This window comes from Cyanobacterium sp. IPPAS B-1200, from assembly GCF_001747005.2.
In the GTDB taxonomy this organism is placed as follows: domain Bacteria; phylum Cyanobacteriota; class Cyanobacteriia; order Cyanobacteriales; family Cyanobacteriaceae; genus Cyanobacterium.
Genome location: NZ_CP182907.1, coordinates 1 through 23,804 on the forward strand (window position 1 = coordinate 1; position 23,804 = coordinate 23,804).

The window sequence follows — 23,804 nt, forward strand, 5'->3', positions numbered from 1 at the left end:
TAGACCAAACAAGACTGTAATAGATGTAAAGATAAAACAGCAATTTCTTGGTCTTCCAAACGATTGGTCGCTATCTCCTTTCCTTTACCAAAGAAGATAAATCCATTGGCATTATTCCAACTTTCTACAACATTCAATGATTCATGAACTTCCCGACGTAGTGACTCTGAATGCAGATATTTACATAAAAAAATAGTTTTGATTACTTTTCCTAGTTCAGCCAAAGCACGATAAGTTGGATGAGTTAAATTTGAACGTGTGAATCGTTTAAGTATGGCTTCAGTTTCTGCTGTTCCCAACCTCAAAGCTGTTGCATATTTAATCATTTGGTCGTATTGTTGGCGAATTAGATCCCAGTTGATTGAACGAGTTAAGATTGGTTTTAGATTAGAATAAACATTATTTTGACCAGTTGAAGGAAGATATAATTTTTGTTTATGGATAGCTTTTAAACGAGGCATTAGGTTAAAACCTAACAGATGACAAAAGGCAAAAGCCACTTCAGACTGTCCATGACTATCTACATAATTTTTCTCAACTCTCATATTAGTACAGTGACGCAATAATCCCTCTATCATGGCGGCGACTTCTGATGAAGAACAGGTTTTCAATTGGGAATAAATGCAAGCTGAATTTTTATCGACGTGCCAGTAAATCATTACACCCCTGCCACCATAGCGGATATGCCATTCAGTCATTAGATTCTGATCCCATGCACCGAACTTTTTTGAATCACTGGCACAAGTAGTTGTACCTTCACCCCAGATTTGTGGAAGTTTGGCAGCAAAAGTAGCATTAACAATCTCGGCAATGGCATTTCTCAACTGTGATTGATGAATAAATTTACGTCTAACGTAGAGTAAATCTGAATATTTTTCTCCCAACTCTCCCAAGCTCAATCTTTTGATTCCTGTATTCGTTCCTAGGGCATAAAGGTCAATCAATAAGCGTTTCTGTAATACTTTGGGATTGAGGTTTTCTCTGCTGGATACGCTTTTGAAATGCTGGGTAAAGTTAATTCTGAGATCGGTTTCCTTGAGCATATCCATTAAGCTAGTCATTGACCAACGTTGCTCGATTTCTTTCTTGAGACGTTTTAAATTCAGAGGTTCTACTAGCGCAGTAAAGGGAGATAATTTAATCCAGCCGTTATTCTTGGTAAGAATTTTAACTGGATCGTTGTGGGGCATTCCTTGATCAAGTTGAGTTAAGCCGTCTATCATTTCTTTTTGAAGATTGTTAATAAATGCTTCGACATCTTCTGGTTGTTGGAGAGCCTGATAATAAATTTCTCTTTGTTGTTCAAAGTCAGTGGGTAAGTCTTCTTCTGGATTACGATAGCGGTTTGCTCCCACTACCCAGATTTCTTTACATCTGAGTCCATCTCGTAGAGCTTGAAGAACTGCTAATTCGTAGTTAATACGGTTGATTTTGACCGTTCCATCATCTTTGCTTTCTAGAATTAGTTCCGATAAACTAACTCCGATAATACCGTCTATTGGAACTATTTCGGAAGAATCATAATATTTTTCCCTACTGCCGATGTACTTTTTGAGAAGATAAATGCCTTCAATAATAGGTTTATGTATTTCATTATTGGAACGAAATTCTAAGAGGTTGAGCAAAAAGGGTAGCATTCGCCGATAGTGATTGCCATAGGAAGAACGCATCACCGTATAAACCTTTTCCTTGTATGCAGTTCCCGTTGATTTGAATTCTCGAAGCAAATTTTTTAAGGTATTTTCCCCCACCACAGGATAGATAACATCTTTAACTAACCCATCTGGTTTATTCATAGCGGCTTCTGCTAATTGAAATAAGATACCTGTTTTGCCACTGACTTTCTTAAAGTCATCTAACAGTTCTTTGCTTACTCGCTTTTCGGCTCTAGAATTAATGCGGTGGATAATTTGGATTAGTAGCTCCACTAATTTATCCGTAATTTCTTGAGTCCTCAACCAACAAAAAGCAGACATTAGAGTATAGCGTTGATTATCTGGGTGACGACGTAGTTCTCTGGGTGGTTCAACGGCAACTCGCTGTTTGTAGATTTGGAGAACTTTGTTGGAGATTCCCTGAAATAGATCTGCGGGTAATTCTAGTTGGCGTAGTTGTTCTAATTTAGCTGCTTCGGAGATTAAGCTATCTAATCCCAAACGTCCCGGGTCACTTTTGAGAATCGCTAGAGGGGAAGGAGTATTATGGGGAGTAGTATTTTTTGTTTGTTCTTGTTCTTTCAAATCATCAGTATCTAAAATGGTTGTAAGTAGCTCATCTAAATTGTTGCGGACTGATGATGATAGCTGTTCAGCAGTCTTTTCACAAAAATTCTCTTCAAAACGTCGAATAGCAGAACGCACAATACGTTGAAGTCGCTCTTTGGTAGGAGGTTCTATCTTCAGATGGTGCAAACGCTCCCTAGCAGCTATTTCCAGAGATTCTGGTTTAAGCTCGTAAGCTAAAATCTGAGTTTCTAACCATGCAGTAAGCTTTTGAGCATCTTTAACTGTTACTTCAGTGATACCTAAAAAGTCTCGGATAATAGCACGATGGGCTTTGATAGTTCGCCCTTGCCAATCATAGTTATCAAATCTTTCAGGAGAAACCTTTAATAGTTGAGCAACATAATGAATGACTTGACGGGGAATTTCAGCTTTTGATGTGGGAAAATGACCTTCATGCTGAAAATATTTCAGTAATAAAGCTATTGCTAGGCGATTAGTAGCTGTTTTTTTGGTTAAGAGGTCTAATTCAGTGGAAATAAGTGTCCAATGTTCAATTAATTCTTCGGCCTGCCAGTTTCGTTTCATGTAGATTGCTTGTTATAAGTGAAGATATTATCCTCTTTTTTGCAGGATTTAATCATACACGGCAAAAATAGCTAATTCTATTTGATGGTTATTTTTCTATAATTGAAATAGGACAAGTAATTGAAGGAGCGCAGTATTATGGCTACTTTGACTGCTCCAACCACCAAAACCTGCAATATTTCTCGAGATCATCTTACCCCTCAAGAAGTCAAACGACTGATTGAAGCAGTCAAGAAAAAAGGTGGTTGGTATTCCGTTAGAAACTCTATCCTGATTTTAATGCTTTATCGACACGGACTCAGACGAATAGAAGCTGCTCATTTGAGATGGTCTGATATAGACTTATCCGAAGGCACAATATACATTAGACGTGTTAAAGGCTCTCGTTCTGGTCGTCATCCACTTCAAGGAGATGAGATGAGAGCTTTAAAGAGATTGAAACGAGATTATGCACCTTCTCCTTTTGTTTTCATTAGTAATCGGCACAGTCCTCTGAGTGAGAGAACTATCAGTCATATTGTTCATCAAGCTGGATTATTAGCTGGATTTGATTTTGTGGTTCATTCTCACCTACTTCGTCATGCTTGTGGTTATTATCTAGCAAATAAAGGAGTCGATACGAGAATCATTCAGGATTATTTAGGTCACACTAATATTCAGAATACTGTCAGATATACACAGCTTTGTGCAGCTAGATTTGAAGCATTATGGGATTAATCATTTAAAACCAATTCTGAAATTGTTGTCTCACAAGGATTTTAGCCTAGATTGCCCCTGATGACAGCTTCGCTAGTTTTTCCCCAATTAACACCAACGCAAAGGAAGAAAAAGAAGAAAAAAAAATACACATTAAAAATAAGGTTCTTGTAGGAAAACGAAAAAAGCGACCAAAAATTAACTCTCCCAAAACTATTTCTTCACCTGAGTTCGGGATAAGCTCAAAGTTTTATTTTTTCCTAAAAAACCCCAATAGCTTCGTAGGGGTTCGTAGAAATAACAATAAAATGACCTTAACCCGAATGGACTTTAAGTGCCAGGGGATGTTGTTGATTAGGTTCTCTCCTCACCAAAAACTGCTATTTTATCAATTTGTATATGGCACTTTTGGAGGAATGATTTAGTTCGTATTTGCGGAAGAGAACCAAGACCTTTAATTTCAGCACCCGATCTGGTTACATCAGATAACTTGAGTCTATTGATTTTCACAACTTGCATCTGAGGATTAGAGAGAATTAACTGGGGCATCTCAACCATTTTTGTCTTTAATGAGCGCATGGATTCCAACACAGAATGTCTAATAATTGCATCATCTACCGACTTATTTAAACCGCTATTACGCACGATAATATGCTCAATTCTATCCCCATATTGACGCAAAGAACGTTCCATTAATGTCAGAGACTCAGGCGATCCATCAGTTACAAACCAGTAGTAGATGGGAAAATCACTATCATCAAGAATACTACGGTTAGTTAACCACTTATTAACAAGCAATTCCACCTGAGCAGGTAAATTGACTACTACCAAATTACCATCAGACACGTCATTATATAATTTATCCGCTCTGAATGACTCACGCCGATCCTCACTGAAATATATTTGGGTTTTTGATTCCTTCGTCGATAACTCTTCTTCTTCTTTTTCCTCTTCTTCTTCTAAATCTATATTCGTAATGTCCTTTTTATTCGAGGCTAATACATCATCATGATTATTTACTAAATCATTCAATTTATCCAGCTCAGACGTTGTATCTTTGTTCAGTGAACTAACAAATTCATGGTAAAACTCACCATAAGCTAAACCCACATCAGGGCTACTTCTATCAGCATCATAAAATTTATGCTCAATGCCCAAATTATTGAGATACTCTAATAACACCATGGCGAATAATGATTTACCAACACCGCCCTTTTCTCCAGTCACAAAATGTAGTCCTTTTAAATCCTTCATTACTCCTCCTTTTAAATACTTAAAGATCTAAAACGTTTCGACATATCAATGGGATCTTCATCTCCATTTTTTTCTTGTAATTGAGCTTCTACTTGAGGTTTTGAATCACTAAATTGAATATTTGGGATGTTTTTCAAATCTAATTGGTTAATTATTAAACCTAGCTGACTATTTAAAGCACCAACAGACGTTCTCCCCAGAGAATCCAACTCGAAACTATCTCCCAAACCAGATTGTTTTAATGCCACTGGTAAACAATAAATTCGTAAAATTTCTAAAATTAAATCCTTACGGGCTTGCCCTCTTTTTCTAGCTTGTTCATGTAAAAACTCCATTACCACTTCATCATAAGAATCTGATTGATAGTAAACTCGAATAGCTTTTCTCTCCATTTATACCTCCTAAGCAACTGCTTTTACTTTCTCTTTAACTTTTGAATAAAAATCCTGCCAGAGTATCCAAATATCAGCCATGCGATGACCCATACCAAGCTCTATATCTTCTGGTAACTCAACACCACCATGCCAGAATAAGGTCACAGGACTAACATTTTTTGCCCATTCCTGTAAATCGTTTCTGAGATAATCCGCCGTCCCCCCAGAGATTACTATTTGTGAAACATTCTTGGGAACTACTTCACCAAGCCAATTGCTTAAACTCAATACATATTCCATTTTGGCAATGGCTATTTCAGCCTTGAGAGTTTCTAACTCTCTCTCTCTTTCTTGTTGACCTTGTTTTCTTAGTATCAATTTTAGACATCGATCTTCTGTACCATCCCACTGGGCGATCGCCTCGGTAAGAGCTTCAATGCTATAACCAGCAGTTTTTCTTTGTACGGACTTCACCATCTTGATAAAGCCTAAATCGCTAGTTTGCCAATCACCAAAATTTCCTTTTTCTACTAACACAACACTGGCATTGCGATAGCCGAACATTAAGTTAGCACAAAGAGAATTGGATGCTTCATCATAGTTATCAGTCCAATGGTTTAAGAAAATCCCTAAACCTTCAGGCTTACACTCAAAATGAATTAAAGACACTTTGAAAGTACCATCAGGAGTTTCAAACTCTGATAATGCTTCCTCCAAATTTTGCTCAAAGAGTATTTTCTCTTTATATTCTCCAGGGGGTAGAAAACAACCAATCCCCACCTCAAACTCATTGCCTAACTTAAACTCTTTACTCATTACCCAACAAGCCGATAATGCCTTATAAATTGCCAGATTAGACTTTAATGGTCTTAATTGGGGAGTCGCTAAATAACTCTTAGCAAGATAGCCCACCGCATAATATTTATCATTTGATCCTACCCACGTCCTATTATGAAACGCACCCTTTATATCGGCAATATCCCTTGACTCTAATGATACCTTTGGTACTTCTATCACCTCGGAGTTCATCATGAGTGCCACCTTCTTTCTTTTTCCCAATACTCCCCCTACTATTTTTGTGCCACTCCCTCCGAAGTCCAATCCTAATATTAAGGGTCTATTTTTTTGCTGCATCTTTTTTTTAGTAATTTTGTTCTACATTTTAGATTGACTCAAATTATGACTGTTTTAGTGATATATTGAGACAAAAACTAGAGTTTTTTCTATTTTTTAGCTGTTTCCTATCTTTTAATACCTCCATATTTTCCTGCTGATTTCTCTCTAATTGGCTCAATTCGAGACTCAAGTGAGTCAAATTACCAGTTCTGAAACAGTTTTCAGGAGAGGATTTCACTCTTTTATTGTTCCTTTGCCCCACGCGAAAACACCCGTTTAATCAGGCAGTAATTTCGTTAAGACCATTAATGAAGAAACTTATAGAGTTTGTTTTTTATTTTATTAGTATAATATTACCAATATAAAACAAATTTTGTGTATAGTGGTAGAAGATAAAGATTCTCGTAATAATAATTTTACATTTCGTTTAACCGACGATGAAAGAGGAAAAGCGATCGCCCTTAGTGAGGAGAGAGAGATTTCATTATCGGAATTATTTAGATCTGTGTTGTACAGAAAAATACCCAAGACACCAAGCGAAGTGAAGGTAAAAACATTATTAAAGTTGGGGGAGGTAGGAAATGAAATAGATAAGTTGATGGTAGATATACCAGTAGAGAAGCAGAAAAAATTTAAAGAATTAAAGGAATTATTAGCAGAACTAGGAGATGAGATTGAACTATGCCCCTAGCCAGACAAATAAACGGGAGCAACTTTAGACAGTGCATAGGATATATCCTCGATAGGGAAGAAAAAGAAATCCTTGAAAGTAACTTGTATGGAGAAAGTGCGCTCTCCCTTAGTAAGAAGTTTGAATATTGCTGTCAGTTGAATAGACACGTCCGTAAACCCGTTTATCACGTTACCCTATCATTTCCAGAAGAAGAACAATCTATAGACGACGAGATGCTAAAAGCCATCTCCCATGACTATTTATATGGAATGGGTTTTGGAGAAAAACAACCAGACTTAGACGCATTAGAAGAACATAAACCACAAAAAACAGGGGATAAAAAACTCTTTGAAGATCAATCCTTAGCAGTACCCTATCTAGTGGTGAGACACGATGATACCGACCATAAACATATCCATATCGTAGCAGGACGGGTAAGGAACGATAGTAGTTGTGTATATATCTATTGGGATTATCGGAAATCAGAGAAGCTGTTGAGGATATTAGAAGATTACCATGGGTTATCTAGTCCAAAAAGCACAGAAACATTACGAGAGTTGAGGAACAAGATTGATAAGGGCAGAGATGAATGTAAAGATTTTGCCGAACTAGAAAAGTTACTTCAAGAAGAAGGAGTAAACATTTATAGGAAAAAAACAGGAGTTATTTATGGGTACGACGGAAAGCATTATAAGGGAGGTACTCTAGGAGCAAAATATACCATGCAAGGATTAAGCAAGGTATTGGATAAGAAAGGATTGGATGAGTATGAAACCACCACCGATGAGTTTGATTTTAACCATGACTTTATTAAAACCTTAGAACAACATCGAGATACCATGGAACAGGTACTCAAATATGCTAATAGTGATAGTCATGATGGTAATTACTATCGCATTGAGAGAAGTAAGAAAAATTTGGTTATTAGTAGGATTGATAATCCAGACGAGATGATCAAGTGGATTAAACCTGCTCCCAATAAACCTTGGATACTCAATAACTTTAGGTTTAACAAAGATACCTATGATGATTTTGAGAAAAGAGTAAGGCAATCAAAACAAGTTATGGAGGAGACGGAAAAAGAGTTACTCGCCGTACAAGAACAAAAACGAATGGTGCAAAAAAAGGTGGAGCATCAAGTACAATCCCCCGAACAGCAAAAACCAACTATCTCCCGAGGGAGGAGAAGATAAAAAATTTATCGGGGATGGAAAAAGGATAGTGGGAAAGAAAAATTAACTTGTGTTAATTACTATTAGAAAAAGATCATAATTTTTAATATCGTACTTTAGTTAAGGTGTAATCTCAGTAATACCAATAAAAGTTATAGTAGTGATATTAAGCACAAAGTGAGTCATGGTCAAAAATCTCATTGGCAAAAGAATTTCCATTCCAGATCAGTTTACTGGTACGGTGTTGGTAGAACAAGTGGACGTGGTAGATGATACTGTCTTACTCCAAGTAAAAAAGGAAGATGGCGATCGCACAGAAGCAATGTTAGAGTTAAAAAGGGCATTAGAATTAGAAGCCCAAGAAGAAGCCCATAACCAACCCTTAGTAGATGCCAAACGTTTTTTCCTGTTCATAGAATCAGCAAGGATAAAAACAGCTTACGACTTTGACCCTCACTTTGCCGTTAGTTTAAGCGGTGTAAGACCTTTACCCCATCAATTAGAAGCAGTTTACCAGCGCATATTACCCCAAACGAGACTGAGATTTTTATTAGCAGATGACCCTGGTGCTGGTAAAACTATTATGGGAGGATTACTACTCAAAGAATTAAAACTACGCCATGCAGTAGAGCGCATCTTAATCTTAACTCCAGCCCCCTTAACCATACAATGGCAAGATGAACTGAAGTCAAAATTTTCCGAGACGTTTGAAATTATCACCTCATTTCTAGTTAAAAATCAACTAGGGGGTAATCCTTGGGAAAGATTCCGTCAGTGCATTGCCTCCATAGATTTTGCCAAACGAGATGATGTACTACCCTCTATTTTGCAAGTGGACTGGGATTTAGTAATTATCGATGAAGCCCATAAATGTTCTGCCCGTAGTCAAGGAGATGAATTAAGACGCACAGGAAGGTATCGACTAGCAGAAGAATTGTCAAAAATAACAGAAAGGATTTTATTATTAACGGCAACTCCTCATCAGGGAGACCCAGATCAGTTTCATAACTTTTTAAGGTTACTAGATGGAGATCAATTTATCTCTAATCAAGTAAATCCAAGTATTCTTCAATTAGATGATTCTCCGTGGTTTTTAAGAAGGATTAAAGAAGAATTAAGAGATTTTGAAGGTAAAAAGCTATTTAAACAAAGAAACGCCAAAACAGTACCCTTTGAACTATCCCCAACAGAAAAGTATTTATATGACCAGGTAACGGAGTATATCAACTGTTATTTAGGACGTACGAAAGGTAAAAAACAAGGAGCGGTGGCTTTAGCCAGAACAGTATTACAAAGGCGTTTGGCTAGTAGTTTAAATGCTATTTATAGTTCTCTCAAAAAACGGGAAAAACGTTTCACAGACTTATTAGAAGAATTACAAAATCTCTCTACCTATGAGCAACATAAACGATTATTAGAGTTAGGACGGATTAATTATGGTTCGATGCCTAATGATGATGCTAACAATGGCTTTTCAAGTAGTCGTAATTCATATACCAATAACTCGGCAAAAAATAAAACCAAGAATAATTATGTTGTCGAAGATGTATTAGAAGATGATGATTTTACCGAAGATGAATTGGAAGATTTTTCTGTAAATGCGACGGTAGCAGAACAATTAGATGAGTTAGAAGCCGAATTAAAGGATTTAAAGCAATTAGTTAGATTGGCTGAACAAACTATTCAAAAAGGGCAAGAAACCAAGTTAAATGCCCTCAAACAATGTTTAAATGAGGCTGAATTTAATGAATTGAGTAGTGGTGACGGTAAGTTATTAATTTTTACAGAGCATCGTGATACCCTTAGTTATCTCAAAGAAAATTTGACTAAATGGGGTTACTCCGTGTGTGAAATTCATGGGGGAATGAATGCGATCGCCCGTAAAGTAGCTCAAAAAGATTTTCAGTTCAATAAACAAATTTGTCTAGCAACAGAAGCGGCGGGAGAGGGGATAAATTTACAGTTTTGTCACCTGATGATTAACTATGATATACCATGGTCGCCCCATCGATTAGAGCAACGTATGGGGAGAATACATCGTATTGGACAAACCAAAGATGTATATGTATTTAACTTCGTGGCAATCAATACCGTTGAGGGGAACGTTTTAAATAAATTACTGCGAAAATTAGAAGAAATTAAAGCAGTTATGGGTGACAAAGTATTTGATGTCATTGGTCAACTTCTACAGGTTAACAACATTAATTTTGAAGACTTAATCAAAGATGCAACCTACGGTAAGCCTTATGAAGAAAAAGCCTATGAAACAGTAGAAAAATTAGACCCAAACAAACTCAAAGAGTTAGAAGAAGCAACAGGAATCGCCTTGGCTACTTCCCATGTTGATTTGTCTCAGGTGCGCAAAACCAAAGAGCAAGATTTTGTGTCAGAAGAAAGACGATTAATGCCTCGTTATGTGGAGGAATTTTTTGCCCGTGCCTGTGAATATTTAGTAATAAAATTAGAAGTTAGAGCCGATGGTTTATGGCGTATCCCCTATTTAAAGGAAGAATTTAGATCTCCTCTTCTGGATGCAACCAGGAGATTAGGTATCGCCGAAAAGGAATATAAGAAGTTTACTTTTTATAAGGAGAAGCTAGAAGAAGTCTCCTATGCTGATGCGGAATTTGTTTCCCCAGGACATCCTTTATTTGGGGCAATCTCAGAACGGTTAGACTATAAATTAGCTCAAACGGTGGGCTTCCAGTCGGCGTTATTTAGTGATGCTGATGCGGTTAAACCTTATCGAATTCATTTCTATCAAGTCGAAATTACTGGGGAAGATATAAAGGGTAAACCAACGATTATTAGGGCGGTAATGAAAGCTGTGTTGGAGGAAGTTGAGGGGGAATATCAGCTTATTTCTACCGATTGTCTTCATGATTTAACTCCCCTTGATGAATCGGCAATTAGCGCTAATTTTGGGGGTGGGGATAATATAGGAATCAGGAATGGGGAATCAGAAATTGGCAACAATTTGAGGATTAAGAATTCAGATTTAGGATTTGGGAACAATATAGGAAATCGGGATAAAGGTAAAAATAGTCAGCAAGTTGGTAATTTGGATTGTAATGAAAATGGTGAGAAAAACAGAGGCAATCAGTCTTTTGGATTTAGTCATAATGGCAACCCACAAATTAATGATTTTTGGTTAGATGAAAATGTAGAGACTGAGAATTTGGATTTAGAAATTGAAGATAATACAGCAATTGGGAATTCAGATTTAGGAATTGAACATAACACAGCAATTGGGAATTCAGATTTAGGAATTGGAGATAATACAGCAATTGGGAATCAGCAAAAAGACAGAGCAAATTTAGGAATGAATACTCCTGCTAACTCTCAATCTCAAACTTTTGACTCCTCATTAATAAATTCCAACTCCGAATCTCCTAACTCCCCATTCGTTACTCCTACTCATTCTCTCTTATCCCCTCCCACCAGTGAACAACAAAATATCATCGAGAAATGGTTAAAAGTAAAAGTACAATTTCCCCTCAAACAAGAGGAATCCCAGAAACGACAACGAGAATTAAAAATTCGTCAAGATTATCTTGAACAAGCCATGAATTCTGCCATAAAAGAGGCTCGTAGTGCGCACCTTAAATTGGCTAGTAAAGTAGCAAAAGGGGATGATACTTTCCGCATAGCTAGGGATAATGCAAAGAATAAAATTGATTCACTACAAGAACGTTACAATAACAAAAAAAATCAATTAAGTTATCTTCAATTAGTGCGTCCTGGGAAAATTATTTATCAGGGTACTGCTCTAGTAATTCCTACTCCCAATACTATCAGTGGCAATATGCGTAGTGATGAAGAGGTAGAGGCGATCGCCATGGAGTATGTGATGAACTATGAAAGGGAAAGGGGTTGGATACCTACTGATGTTAGTCAACTTCGGGATGGTTGCGGTTTTGATATTCGTAGCGTTAAAAATGTCGAAGATGATAGTAACAATGTTCTAGTAAGAAGGATTGAGGTAAAGGGCAGAGCGGATTTTAATCAAGATATTTGCCTAACTAACAATGAATGGCGAAGGGCGCAACAATTAGGAGATAGTTACTGGTTATATGTGGTATGGGGTTGTAAAACTAATGCACCACAACTAATTACTATTCAAAATCCTGCGGTAGCTTTAGCTGGAAATGTGAAGGAGGTAAAACAAGTAACTCGTTATATTATTGGTGGTTCAACTTTAGCAAAGTATCATCATAATTAAATTCCATTTAGGGCGTTGCGATAGAATTAAAAGATGTTAGTTGCAAAAATCTTGACAGGAGTATAAATCAAACCTATGAATATAAAATTAGTGGATTCTATTTTAACAATTATTGATTCTTTAACTCCAGAAGAAAGAGAATTATTAGAGTCAAGAATACAACCTAATATACAAAATAAAAATAATCAAACAACAATTGATAAAGTTCAAGATAACAGTTTGACAAAAAGAGAAAGAAAAGCATTTGAACCACCTTTAGATGAATATATAAAAATTACTAGAGATGAGCGTATTGCCCAACAGGATGAACTGATAAATAGTTGTTTTGGTAGTAAAAATAACAAGTAATAAAGAGTAATGAATATTAATAGAATTTGTCTTGATGCTAGTTTTGTGATTCGTTATTTGAGTCAAAATAATTCTGATTCTATTTATGTTCAAAAGTTACGAGAATGGCAGGAAAAAAATTATACTTTGATAGCACCCACCTTGATAATGTATGAAGTTACCAATGCTTTTCACCGTGCTGTTATTGCAGGGCAAATAACTGAATCTGAAGCACAAGATTTCCTAGAAGAAGCTATGAGTTTAAATATTAGCTTTTATGGAGATAAAAACTTGCACAGAGATGCAATGAAACTAGCAAATTTATTTCGTCTTCCTGCTACTTATGATGCTCATTATTTAGCTTTAGCTAATCGTTTCAGTGTGGAATTATGGACAGCAGATTCTCGATTATATAATTCTGTTTCTACTTCTTTATCATGGGTAAAATTAATCTAAAATTATGCTATTTATTTCAGCGAGAAAAGCCTCTAAACGGCAAAGAAAACGGTATGAGTAAGAAAAACTTTTCTGATATGTCAAAGGAAGAAAGACAAAAAATCGTCTGGGAAATGTCTGACGAGGATATTGATTTTAGCGATATACCTGAAGTTAATGAAGATTTTTTCAAGACAGCAAAAAGAATCGAACATCCTCGCAAATCCAAGACAGATAACGTTAAAATCAATCATTAAATCATGGATAGAAATTACTATATTTATATAATGACAAATAAATATAATAAAGTGCTTTATGTAGGAGTAACAAATGATTTAATTAGAAGAGTTTATGAACATAAAAATAAATTGATTGATGGTTTTACTAAAAAATATAATATTGTTAAATGAGTCTATTATGAAATGTTTGATAATTCTTCTACAGCAATAGCTAGAGAAAAACAAATAAAAGCAGGTTCTCGACAGAAAAAATAGATTTAATTAATAAAATAAATAAAGATTGGGACGATTTGTACGATGATATTTGTCAATAAATAATCAGTCAGAATAGTCATTGCGAGACAACGAAGCAATCTGAAGCAATCTCCTTTATTTAGAGACTCCGAGATGGCTTCACTATCGTTCGCCATGACGAAAGAAGAAGAGTTGCCATAACAGCCCGATTTTGCTTTACACTTGAAATAATTACAAGTGCTAAAGTTTATGACCGAAGATCGCCGCCTGATAGAAGACTACATCCCCATTGCTGAAATATCCAAAGAATCTGCTAGAGAAAAATCGATTCGTAAAGGACATATTTCTACTCTACATTTATGGTGGGCAAGACGACCATTAGTAGCGGCACGGGCGGCGATTTATGCTTCCCTTATTCAGGCGCCCTCAACCCCCCAAAAACGCACGGCATTGAGTAAGACGATGATTGACTTGTGTAAGTGGGAAGCGGATGAGAATACCATAAACAAAGCCAAAAAAAGTATTTTAGAGGCACAACGAGACAGATTAGGTTTACCTGCTAATACCCCCTTAAAAGAAGTACCACCACCCAAAGTGTTGGATATGTTTGCAGGAGGAGGTGCTATCCCTTTGGAATCGTTGCGCTTAGGCTGTGAAACCTACGCAGTTGATTTAAATCCTGTTGCCCATATCATCGAACTTTGTACCCTAGTTTATCCTCAAAAATACGGTAAGCCGTTGGCTACGGAAGTGGAAAAGTGGGGTAACTGGGTAATTGAAAAGGTAAGGGCTGAAATTGGCGATTTATACCCAGAGATTAAGATAGGGGAAGATGTAGAGCCATCCCATGAGCAAGGAGAGTTAGATTTAGGGAATATAGTTAAAACTAAGGCAAAACAGTTAAATTTAAGTTTATCCCCAAGGCTTGTACCTGTAGCTTATTTATGGACTCGCACGGTTAAATGTCCTAACCCTGAATGTGGGGCGGATGTGCCTTTGGTGCGTCAAACTTGGCTTTGTAAGAAGTCGAAAAAGTATGTAGCTTTGAAAATCAGTCCTAATTATCAGACGAAGAAGGTAGAGTTCAAGGTAGTGGAAGCGACAACCGCAAAGGATTTGGGCTTTGATCCCTCTCTCGGTAGTTCACGGGGTAATTCTACTTGTCATCACTGCGGTACTACTATTAATGTTAAGCAAGTCAAAGCAGAAGGTAAAGCTGGAAGAATTGGACACCAGTTAATAGCGATCGTCTGTACAACTCCTGACGCTAGGGGTAAAACCTATCTCTCTGCTAATGATTTTCAGCAATATATCCCCGATGAGGAAGCCATTAAGCAACGGTTAGAAAAACTTTGTCAAGATACTGGTTTAACTATACCCGATGAACCCATACAGAATCAAGATACTTTGAATTTTAAAGTTCCTCTCTATGGAATGTCACAGTTTCATCAGCTATTTACATCTCGTCAGCTACTGTCTTTGATGACGTTTGTTAAATGGGTGCGGTTAGCTCATGACGAAATGATGGGAGATTCTGTCATGGCGGATGGTGATAGTGTCATCGGGAATGATTCGCCTTCTGTTATTGCAAACAAAATGAAGCAATCTCAAAGTTGTTTAAGCAATGAAGGAATTGCTTTGGGGGAGAAAAGCTACACCGATAAAGATTTAACAGGAAATACCTCTGCTAATGACAAGGAGAACCTTAAAACAGCACTGGGCGATCTCACTTCTTATAATACTGACGGGGAAAAAGGCAATTGTGAAACGACTTTGGGAGATCGCACTGCGTCACTTCATGAGGATGAAACGGCAAAACAAGATCGGGCTTCAGGATTCGGAATTGATCAGGAAAATAGCACTTCTAACAATCCTAATGATAATGCGGCAGTCTCGAAAACTGTTAAGGGGATAAGCAGTAATAATAATGCTGATAATATCGTTAAGGATTCCATTTTAAAAACTGGTAGTTGGCAATCTGAAGAAGAAAAACAAGAGTTTGCTAAGGCTGTTTCTACTTATTTAGGGATTCTTTGCGATCGTCTCTCTGATTACAATAGCTCATTAACAAAATGGACAAATACAGGCGAAAAAATAGGCAACACTTTTAGTCGCCAAGCCTTACCGATGGTATGGGATTTTCCTGAAATCAATCCTTTAGGTAATGCTTCTGGTAATGTATTTCGTGCTTTACAATGGATAACATTATTTATTGAAAGAGAAAGCACCAATCAAGGAATATTAGATAATCTGAGTCAGTCATCACAAACGAGAGTGAGGCAATCCCCACAACCATCAAATAATCAGGAGATTGGGTCGGAAAGAATTAAAACCAACAATAAGGAGTCACGCTTTTTAAACCTTGCTCCCAATAACGACTTAATAAATTATGGTAAGGTTTATCGTGGTTCATCAATGGCTTTACCCTTAGAAAATAAATCATTAGATGCAATCATAACAGACCCCCCCTATTTTGATAGTGTATCTTATGCTGACTTGTCTGATTACTTCTATGTATGGTTAAAACGTAGTCTTGGACATTTATACTCAGAACACTTCTCAAGTCAACTGACACCCAAGAAAAAAGAAGCCATTATGTCTTCTCATCGCCATGACGGGGATAAAAAAAAGGCATCTTGGGCTTATGAAGACATGATGCACGAAGCCTTCTGTGAAGCTAACCGAGTTTTGAAAGATAATGGAATTATTGCCATTGTCTATGCCCATAAAACTACATCAGGCTGGACAACCTTAATAGAATCTCTCAGACAGGCAAAATTTGTTATTGTTGAGGCTTTTCCTCTAAATACTGAAAGAGAAGGAAGACTAATTGCACAAAATTCTGCAGCCCTTGCTTCGAGTATCTTCTTAGTGGCGCGTAAACGGATTAATGCCATAGTGGGCGATTATGCAATGGATGTGAAACCCGAATTAAGGGAAATTGTCCAAGAAAGAGTTAAAACCTTGATGAATGAGGGAGTTAGCGGTGCAGATCTCGTTATTGCTTGTGTTGGTGCAGGATTAAGAGCTTATACCCAATATGACACCGTAGAATTGCCCAACGGGGAAGAATTAGAGGCTAGTACCTTCTTAGACGAAGTGCAGAAAGAAGTAGCGGAAACCATCCTCAAAGAAGTGTTAGGATGTGACCAAAAAGGCGTTTCTGCGGTGGATAAACCCACTCAATACTATATCTTGGCTCGTTATGAATACGGGGAAGCAGTGGTGGAATTTGACGAAGCCAACACCTTAGCTAGGGGTGTCGGTGTGGAATTAGACGGCATTGGTGGCTTAACCGATAGTAAAACCGCCCTTGTGAAGAAGGATAAGAATAAAGTACAACTGCGTAACTACCTAGACAGGGGAAAAAATGAAACCCTAGGCATTCGAGCCGATACTTTAGGTAAACAGGAATTTAACAAATCCTCGTCTTCTCGGAGAGAGGCTGGAGATGAGGTTAATTTGTCTTCGGGCAAGGGCGCTAGTAGTAAGGTTAAATCTTCTTCTGGAAAAGCAGTAAGAGGTGACATTGACCCCACCTTAATCGATATTTTGCACCGTTTATTATGGTTAGCGGAGCATAAGCCCTCAGAAATCAATAATTATCTAACCTTAGCTCAACCAGACGGCAATAAACTTAAATTAGTAGCCCAATCCTTAGCAGGAAGAGCTTTAACGGGTAGCTCTCACTCCTCTCCCACAGGAGGAGGGGAAAAGGGAGCAAATACCGAGTCCCTTGAAACTATTAATAGTAATGTTACCCGAAGTACCGAACAAAGGGCGATCGATACTTTATTAGCATCATGGAAGCGCACCATTGAAGATAACTTATTCACGAGAGGAGGTGGTTAAATCATGATTCATTGCGAAGGAAATAAATTTATGACAATTTAATTACTATAATCAAAAAATGCCGAAATAATCTCAAATTATCAAAGTAGAGGATTGGTTATTATTCGCAATGATAGTATCAATTTATATCAGAATCATAAATCACTAATTATGCCCACAGTTTTATACATAAAAGGATGGCGATTTTTCTTTTATGCTAATGAAGGGAATGAACCCATACATATTCATATTCAAAAAGGAGAAAAAGAATGTAAATTTTGGTTAGATATTGAGAAATATTCCATCGAAGAAGCCCATACCTATAACATGAATAAAAAAGAGATGAGAGAAGTTAGAAAAATTTTATTACAAAACTTAGATGAAATAGCCGAAGCATGGAATCAATTTTTTGGAGGTAACTAATGAACAAAATACATGATATTCAATCCATCAATTTTACAGAAAGAGAAATCATTTTAACAGTTGATCAAAAAACTTACCATTTGCCCTTATCAGAGGTATCAAAAAAATTAGATCAAGCCAGTGAAATGGAAAGAAAAGTATATAAAATTTCTCCCTCTGGTTATGGCATTCATTGGGTAATGATAGATGAAGATTTATCCATTGATGGATTAATAAAATTAGCAGAAAACTTATCCATTCCCAACAATAGTAACTAATAAAAATAACCATGAATACCGAACAAATTTTAATTAACAAATGGCGATTATTACCACCAGAAAAACAAGAAGAAGTTATCGATTTTGTTTCATTCTTAGAACAAAATTACATCCATAACAAATCATCTGAAAAAACAAGAAACTTAGAGCTAGAAAATAGTAAATTAAATTCACCATCTTTAGAAGGAACATTAATTTATTATGAAGATCCTTATGAACCTGTAGCCGTTGAAGATTGGGAGGCAATGATGTGATTATTCTTGATACTCATATTTGGATTTGGTGGATTACTAAACATGAAAAACTAACAAATAAAAATCTCAATTTAATTGAAAAGTATCGCTATCAAGGATTAGGAATAAGTATGATTTCTTGTTGGGAAATAGCAAAATTAGTTGAAAAAAATCGTCTTCAATTTCAATGCAGTGTAGAAGAATGGCTAAATTCTGCGATGAAATATCCCGATATTAAAATATTGGATTTAACTTTACCTATAATTTTACAATCTACCAAATTAGATGGATTTCATCAAGATCCAGCAGATCAAATTATTGTGGCTACCGCTATGGTTTACGACTGCCCTCTTATAACTCAAGATAGTAAAATACTAAAATATCCCAGTGTAAAAATACTTTCGGATTAGATCACTAAAATTTAGGAGAAAAAAGCGATGACAAATTTACAAATAAAAGAGAAAATTAATAACTATTTAGATAAATTACCTACTTCTAAATTAGAGGAAATAGCGAGTTATATTGAGAGAATATATCAAACCGAAAAATCTGAACATAAATCAAGAAAACAACCATCAGAATTAGGGAAAAAATTGAGGGCTATTAGAGCCGAAATTATCGCCCAAGAAGAACTTTTATTAACTGCTAAACAAGTGGAAATAGAGAGAAGAATTAGACAAGGATAATATCAGGAAAATTAATTAACTAATTATGATAAATAAAAATCACTGATTAAACTTTTTATAAAACCTGTTTGTAATTAAACACCGTTATATTTTTAGTTAACTTGAAACAATTACAAGAGAAACTAAATAAGATGCCCTTCATACAATACAATGATGAATAGAAAGAAAAGGGACATCGATTATGAGTAAAGCATATCAACTAAAATCATGGACACAAGTAGTTACCCCTCACCCTGACATTAGAGAGGGAAAACTAGATAACGCTACCTACGCCGCTCAATTAGGTGCTGTTATCAGAAATGATGTTAGTTGCCCTTATGTTTATCGAGATGCCCGTGGTTTTTTCGAGGCTACCTACCTCACCAAAGAATTAAAACAATTACTCAACGATGTCTTAAAAGGCTTAAATGGACAGGGGGGAGATCGCATTCTCCAACTACGCACTCCCTTTGGTGGTGGTAAAACCCATACCCTAATTAGCCTTTACCACGTCACCCAACACAGACAAGAATTAGAACACATCCCAGAAATTCAACAACTACCCAAGCCCGACAAGATAAAAGTATTATCCTTCATAGGCTTAGATGTGGATGCTAGCACAGGAACGAACTTTAATGATATTCCGAGTAATTTGCCCCCTTTAATAAGTCAAAATAAGTTAGAAAGTGAGGGCAAAAAAATCTTAACCCCTTGGGGATATTTAGCATGGCAGATAGGAGGAGAAAAAAGTTATGCCCTTGTAGCCGAACAAGATCAAAAAAGGATTGCCCCTGGTAATGATGTCTTAAGAAAGCTATTTGGCAATCAACCCCTACTAATTCTCATGGATGAAGTATTAGTATATGTAGAAACCGCCATGGCATTAGTAGTGGGAGACTCCACCTTTGGCAAACAAGTCTTAACCTTCATCCAAAGACTAACGGAAGTAGTTACAGAATTACCTAATGCGGTGATGGTTTACTCCCTTCAAGCCAGTGTGCAAGAAGCTGTGGGCAGTGAAGGAGTTTTGGGGATTCTCGATAAATTAGTTTCGCGCATGGATGCAAAGAAAGAACCCGTTTCTGGGGATGAAGTGATGCGAGTAGTGCAGAAACGTCTTTTTGCAGACATTGGTGATATTAACATTATTAGAGAAATAGCTAGACAACAAGGGGAACTTTACCGCAAATATAGGGAAACCTTCGCCGAAACTAGCCGAGAAAAGCAACAAGTTGACCAAGATGTTAATTTATTGGTAGAAAGAATTGAATATAGCTACCCGTTTCACCCTGACTTACTGGATTTAATGTATAACCGTTGGGGAAGTTTGCCTAGTTATCAACGTACCAGAGGAGCATTGCAATTTCTGGCTACGGTTATCTACTATCTCTGGAAAAATAATGACACATCGTTGCTACTAAGCCCCTGTAATGTGCCTTTGGAAGACAGCGCGGTAAGACAGTCCTTTTTTAGCCAAATTGGGGAAAGAAACGCTTATGATGCGGTTTTCTCGGCAGATTTAATTAGCAGGAAAGCCAAAGTTAATATTGTTAATAAACGGTTTGCTAGTGATTCTCCTGCTCTTGCTAATTTCAATATCGGTACTCGTATGGCTACGGCAATTATGCTTTATTCTTTTGGTGCTAAAGAGGGGGAAGAAAGGGGAGTAATGGAGCAAGAAATCGCTCAAAGTTGTTTAACTCCTGAGATTGATCGCAATATTATCACTGCCGCCCTTTCTGATTTAAAAGAAGAACTTTTGTACTTGCATTATGTGGGTAAGCGTTATCGTTTTGAAACCAAAGCTAATCTTAATAAGCTAGTGGCGGATGAAGTTAATAAACAAACCAGTGAGGAAGTTAATAACCAAATTCGTTCTCAATTGGAAAAAAATCTTCAGTCTGGTAAGGGTAAAGTAGTAGTTTGGGCAACGGATTCTAGTCGCATTCAAGATCGTTTACCTCAATTTCAAGTTGTCTATTTAGAACCATCATGGGCAGAAAAAAGCCCCGAAGCGATCGCCTCTGACATTATGCACTGGTTAGAGTATAGAGGTAATGATAAACGGGAATATAAAAACGCTCTTGCTTTTGTTGTACCTTCTTCGGTGCAAATGGATAAAGCCCGAACTGCCTCTCGAACTAAGTTGGCGATCGCCTCTCTCCTTGAACAAAAACAGAAATATAAATTTAGTGCCGAAGATATTGAAGAATTGAAAGGCAAAGAAAAAACCTGTCTTGCAGATTTAAATGCTTCTTTAAGAAAACTATATCAGGAGGTATTTATTGGTGTACCCAATGCAATGACACAATCTACTTCTGGGGAGTTTCAAAATCCTATTAGGTTAGAAAACATCGATTTACAATCACAAATAAATGTCTCGGATAAACTGCAAGAGAAAGTTTTAGAAGCATTAAAAAATCATGTTTTTGAGAGTTTGACAGTTAATAAAATGTTCCGATTAGCTAATTTAACCCCAGAAAAACCTTATCTGAAAATTAGTGATTTAGTCAGTTACTTTTTCCGTTTTCCCAGTTATCCTAAATTGATAAGTAGTGAACCTATAGTAAGGGCGATCGCCTCTGCTATCCAACAAGGAAAATTTGGCTACATTCCCAGTATAAATATTAATGGTTGGCAAACTGTGAACGAGTCCCAAACTGCTAACTCCCAAAATCGTAACGCCCAACTCCCGACTCCCATTCAACTACCTGTGGTAGAAGATATTAGCTTAATTAGCTATCAAACCTCAATTCCCCTAGATGAATTAGACTTAAACGGCTACCTACTGACATCAGAATTAATTGAACAACTACGGGAAGAAATTAACCAAAAAATAAAAACACAAACTCCTGATGAACAATCTTATAAGCCTTTGGTTACTCTTAATCCTAGTGTAAAAGAACCAACTATCGAACCATATCCAGAAACCACATCAACAGATAAGGTGATCGTGGAAAAACCAACTAATAGTAGTATCGAGAAGACAATCGTCACGGATATTAAACAAGGAAAACAACCTGCCAAAATTTATTCCATGGATATATCCGCCGATAAAGGACAGCTATTTGAAATTATAGATGTTCTGCAAAACCTATCTGATGAATCTAAAGACATGATTGTTAATATCAAAGTTACTGCTACGACAGACACAGAATTTGACCTTAATAAATTAAGAAATGCCGTAGAAGAACCTTTAGATGAAATGGATGTCAAAACTTTCATCAAAATTAACTAAACTAGCGTAAAGCTAGGGAAGCTGTCACTAGGCGGAAACATAGGGTTGGTGCAACAAGCGTGCAACTTGATAAAATTTAGTTAAAGTTAGTCACTTTTTAGCCTCGATTAATAAGTTATTTAAATCAAACTTGTCCAAGAAAAGTCATTTATGGGGAAGTTATTTTAAATATATATTGCCAAGAGTTTATTTTCTGTTCCTAAGCATAGCCTTACAAAACATCATTTATGGGCAAGTTTAGATTACGTCATCCTTATCATTTAACTTCGCAATACTTGACCTCATGTTATTGAATGTTTGTCAAATTAACTGTTAAAGCTATATTTGTAAAACTTATGAATAAAGATAATACTATATGTAGTAATATTTTTTAACTAAAACGTTGAAAGAGTCATATAGCAATGGTTGTTTTGTAAGTTGCACTTCGTTGCGCGAACCCTATGTTTACCTCTATTTGTTGTACTTTGCGTTGATGAGTTGAATGTCCTACTTTTAATCCTGTTAACAGTAAAATGTCATTTTCGGCCCTTTGATAAGATTCGTTGGCACTCAACACCAGACAACACTTTTCTAACAAGGGACTATGGCGTTTATAAGCCTCTATGCCTAATTTGTCTCCTTGTTTTTTGCTTATTTTTAATTTTCCTACACAACTTTTTAGAGTTCGCTTTTTCCCTTGTTTTGTTCCTGTTTTCTTTTCGATAAAAAAAGGGCGATTTCTGGACTCACGTATTCTAATACTTGTTCTCGGGGTTTGAGTAGCAACTGTACAGAAAACCACGCTAAGGCTATAGCTAATGCTGTGCGAGAGTTTCAGGCTCTGCTCAACGTTTATTAACTTCAAGAAGGTCACAAAACTCAGAATCAAAACGTTCTTCTACCCACTCCAAAAAAAACTTTCATGTTCGGGATGAATTTACATTTGTCCCTCGATGACGTTTGACAATCTCATTAACTGTAGTCTTACTCAGATGAAGTTCACGAGCAATCTGCCGATACGAATGACCCTCTGCTACCATCTGCAAAACCTTGGGGGCATATTTATCTGCTTTGACTCTTTGTCCTGGTTTTCGACCTAATTTTTTACCCTTAGCCTTAGCAGCAGCTAAACCAGAACAAACTCGTTCTCTAACCAAATCTCTTTCAAATTCAGCCAGAGAAGCCATCACCGAAGCAATCAATTTTCCATGAGGTGTATTTAGATCAAAATGAAGCCCAGTGGTAGCTATTATAGACACTCCCCAGTGAGCTAACTCTTGTAGAGTAGTTATTAGGTCAATAGTCGAGCGACCCCAACGAGTTAATTCTGTAACCAGTACACCATCAATTTCTCGCCCTTGAGCCAAATTCATCACTTGCTTTCTTTGGAGGCGATTATTTTTACTGCCACTAGCTGTCTCTTTCCAAACACCAACGACTTCATAGTCTGCTTTTTTGGCGTACCTTAATAAGTCTTGTTCTTGACGGGAACAAGATTGGTCAGCAGTCGAAACCCGACAGTAAATAGCTACCTTCTGTACCATTTAAACCCTCCCGTTTTTGGGTAGCTCAAGCCCTAATAGCTTCGTTACTTTTAAGTGTACCAAATAGACTACAGTTTTATTG

18 protein-coding genes and 3 pseudogenes are annotated in these 23,804 nt (G+C 36.7%); 15 read left to right on the plus strand and 6 right to left on the minus strand.

Going from position 1 to position 23,804, the window contains the following annotated elements; all coding sequences use genetic code 11:
* Positions 1–2: 2 nt before the first annotated feature.
* A pseudogene (locus A5482_RS15605) lies at positions 3–2,810 on the minus strand (Tn3 family transposase); the annotation flags it as partial.
* 138 nt (positions 2,811–2,948) lie between these two features.
* Between A5482_RS15605 and A5482_RS15610 the strand changes: the two are divergent.
* Complete coding sequence (locus A5482_RS15610) at positions 2,949–3,527, plus strand: tyrosine-type recombinase/integrase (protein ID WP_069791003.1); 579 nt, start codon at positions 2,949–2,951, stop codon at positions 3,525–3,527.
* A 333-nt stretch (positions 3,528–3,860) separates the two neighbouring features.
* On the opposite strand, the gene A5482_RS15615 is transcribed toward A5482_RS15610, so the two are convergent.
* Genes A5482_RS15615 through A5482_RS15625 form a run of 3 tightly spaced genes read right to left on the minus strand, consistent with a single transcriptional unit; the run spans position 3,861 to position 6,268 of the window.
* Positions 3,861–4,760, minus strand: a complete 900-nt coding sequence (locus tag A5482_RS15615) for a hypothetical protein (protein WP_069791004.1) — start codon at positions 4,758–4,760, stop codon at positions 3,861–3,863.
* 11 nt (positions 4,761–4,771) lie between these two features.
* Positions 4,772–5,152: a hypothetical protein gene (locus A5482_RS15620; RefSeq protein WP_069791005.1), complete on the minus strand. Its 381-nt coding sequence runs from the start codon at positions 5,150–5,152 to the stop codon at positions 4,772–4,774.
* 9 nt (positions 5,153–5,161) lie between these two features.
* Positions 5,162–6,268: a ParM/StbA family protein gene (locus tag A5482_RS15625; RefSeq protein WP_069791006.1), complete on the minus strand. Its 1,107-nt coding sequence runs from the start codon at positions 6,266–6,268 to the stop codon at positions 5,162–5,164.
* 364 nt (positions 6,269–6,632) lie between these two features.
* Between A5482_RS15625 and A5482_RS15630 the strand changes: the two genes are divergently transcribed.
* From A5482_RS15630 to A5482_RS15695, 14 genes and pseudogenes are all read left to right on the plus strand, one after another.
* On the plus strand, positions 6,633–6,941 hold the full coding sequence (locus tag A5482_RS15630; protein ID WP_069791007.1) for a hypothetical protein: 309 nt from the start codon (positions 6,633–6,635) through the stop codon (positions 6,939–6,941).
* Complete coding sequence (locus A5482_RS15635) at positions 6,932–8,116, plus strand: relaxase/mobilization nuclease domain-containing protein (RefSeq protein WP_069791008.1); 1,185 nt, start codon at positions 6,932–6,934, stop codon at positions 8,114–8,116. Before A5482_RS15630 ends, A5482_RS15635 begins: the two co-directional genes overlap by 10 nt.
* Positions 8,117–8,279: 163 nt before the next feature.
* Positions 8,280–12,317, plus strand: coding sequence for a helicase-related protein (locus A5482_RS15640; protein ID WP_069791009.1), 4,038 nt, complete (start codon positions 8,280–8,282; stop codon positions 12,315–12,317).
* 75 nt (positions 12,318–12,392) lie between these two features.
* Positions 12,393–12,665 (plus strand): hypothetical protein, encoded by a 273-nt coding sequence (locus tag A5482_RS15645; protein WP_069791010.1) that lies wholly within the window; start codon positions 12,393–12,395, stop codon positions 12,663–12,665.
* 9 nt (positions 12,666–12,674) lie between these two features.
* A complete protein-coding gene (locus A5482_RS15650) occupies positions 12,675–13,100 on the plus strand; it encodes a type II toxin-antitoxin system VapC family toxin (protein ID WP_069791011.1) in 426 nt (141 codons plus the stop codon).
* 53 nt (positions 13,101–13,153) lie between these two features.
* The gene (locus A5482_RS15655) at positions 13,154–13,336 is read left to right on the plus strand and encodes a hypothetical protein (protein WP_069791023.1); all 183 of its coding nucleotides are present in this window, start codon (positions 13,154–13,156) and stop codon (positions 13,334–13,336) included.
* Positions 13,337–13,339: 3 nt separating this feature from the next.
* Positions 13,340–13,632, plus strand: a pseudogene (locus A5482_RS15660) (GIY-YIG nuclease family protein).
* Between the two features lie 169 nt (positions 13,633–13,801).
* A complete protein-coding gene (locus tag A5482_RS15665; protein WP_069791012.1) occupies positions 13,802–17,404 on the plus strand; it encodes a DUF1156 domain-containing protein in 3,603 nt (1,200 codons plus the stop codon).
* A gap of 150 nt (positions 17,405–17,554) precedes the next feature.
* A complete protein-coding gene (locus tag A5482_RS15670) occupies positions 17,555–17,806 on the plus strand; it encodes a DUF4160 domain-containing protein (RefSeq protein ID WP_069791013.1) in 252 nt (83 codons plus the stop codon).
* Positions 17,806–18,063 (plus strand): DUF2442 domain-containing protein, encoded by a 258-nt coding sequence (locus tag A5482_RS15675; RefSeq protein WP_069791014.1) that lies wholly within the window; start codon positions 17,806–17,808, stop codon positions 18,061–18,063. Before A5482_RS15670 ends, A5482_RS15675 begins: the two co-directional genes overlap by 1 nt.
* Before the next feature lie 11 nt (positions 18,064–18,074).
* Entirely contained in the window at positions 18,075–18,317 is a 243-nt protein-coding gene (locus A5482_RS15680; RefSeq protein ID WP_069791015.1) for a DUF2281 domain-containing protein, read from the plus strand.
* Positions 18,314–18,706, plus strand: a complete 393-nt coding sequence (locus A5482_RS15685) for a type II toxin-antitoxin system VapC family toxin (protein ID WP_069791016.1) — start codon at positions 18,314–18,316, stop codon at positions 18,704–18,706. The genes A5482_RS15680 and A5482_RS15685 overlap by 4 nt, the downstream gene beginning before the upstream one ends.
* Before the next feature lie 27 nt (positions 18,707–18,733).
* Positions 18,734–18,982, plus strand: coding sequence for a hypothetical protein (locus tag A5482_RS15690; RefSeq protein ID WP_069791017.1), 249 nt, complete (start codon positions 18,734–18,736; stop codon positions 18,980–18,982).
* Between the two features lie 181 nt (positions 18,983–19,163).
* Complete coding sequence (locus A5482_RS15695) at positions 19,164–22,199, plus strand: ATP-binding protein (protein WP_446684875.1); 3,036 nt, start codon at positions 19,164–19,166, stop codon at positions 22,197–22,199.
* A 445-nt stretch (positions 22,200–22,644) separates the two neighbouring features.
* On the opposite strand, the pseudogene A5482_RS15700 reads toward A5482_RS15695, so the two are convergent.
* Both A5482_RS15700 and A5482_RS15705 read right to left on the minus strand, forming a co-directional pair.
* A pseudogene (locus A5482_RS15700) lies at positions 22,645–22,949 on the minus strand (ISKra4 family transposase); the annotation flags it as partial.
* Positions 22,950–23,098: 149 nt separating this feature from the next.
* Positions 23,099–23,722, minus strand: a complete 624-nt coding sequence (locus tag A5482_RS15705; RefSeq protein WP_069791021.1) for a recombinase family protein — start codon at positions 23,720–23,722, stop codon at positions 23,099–23,101.
* Positions 23,723–23,804: the final 82 nt, after the last annotated feature.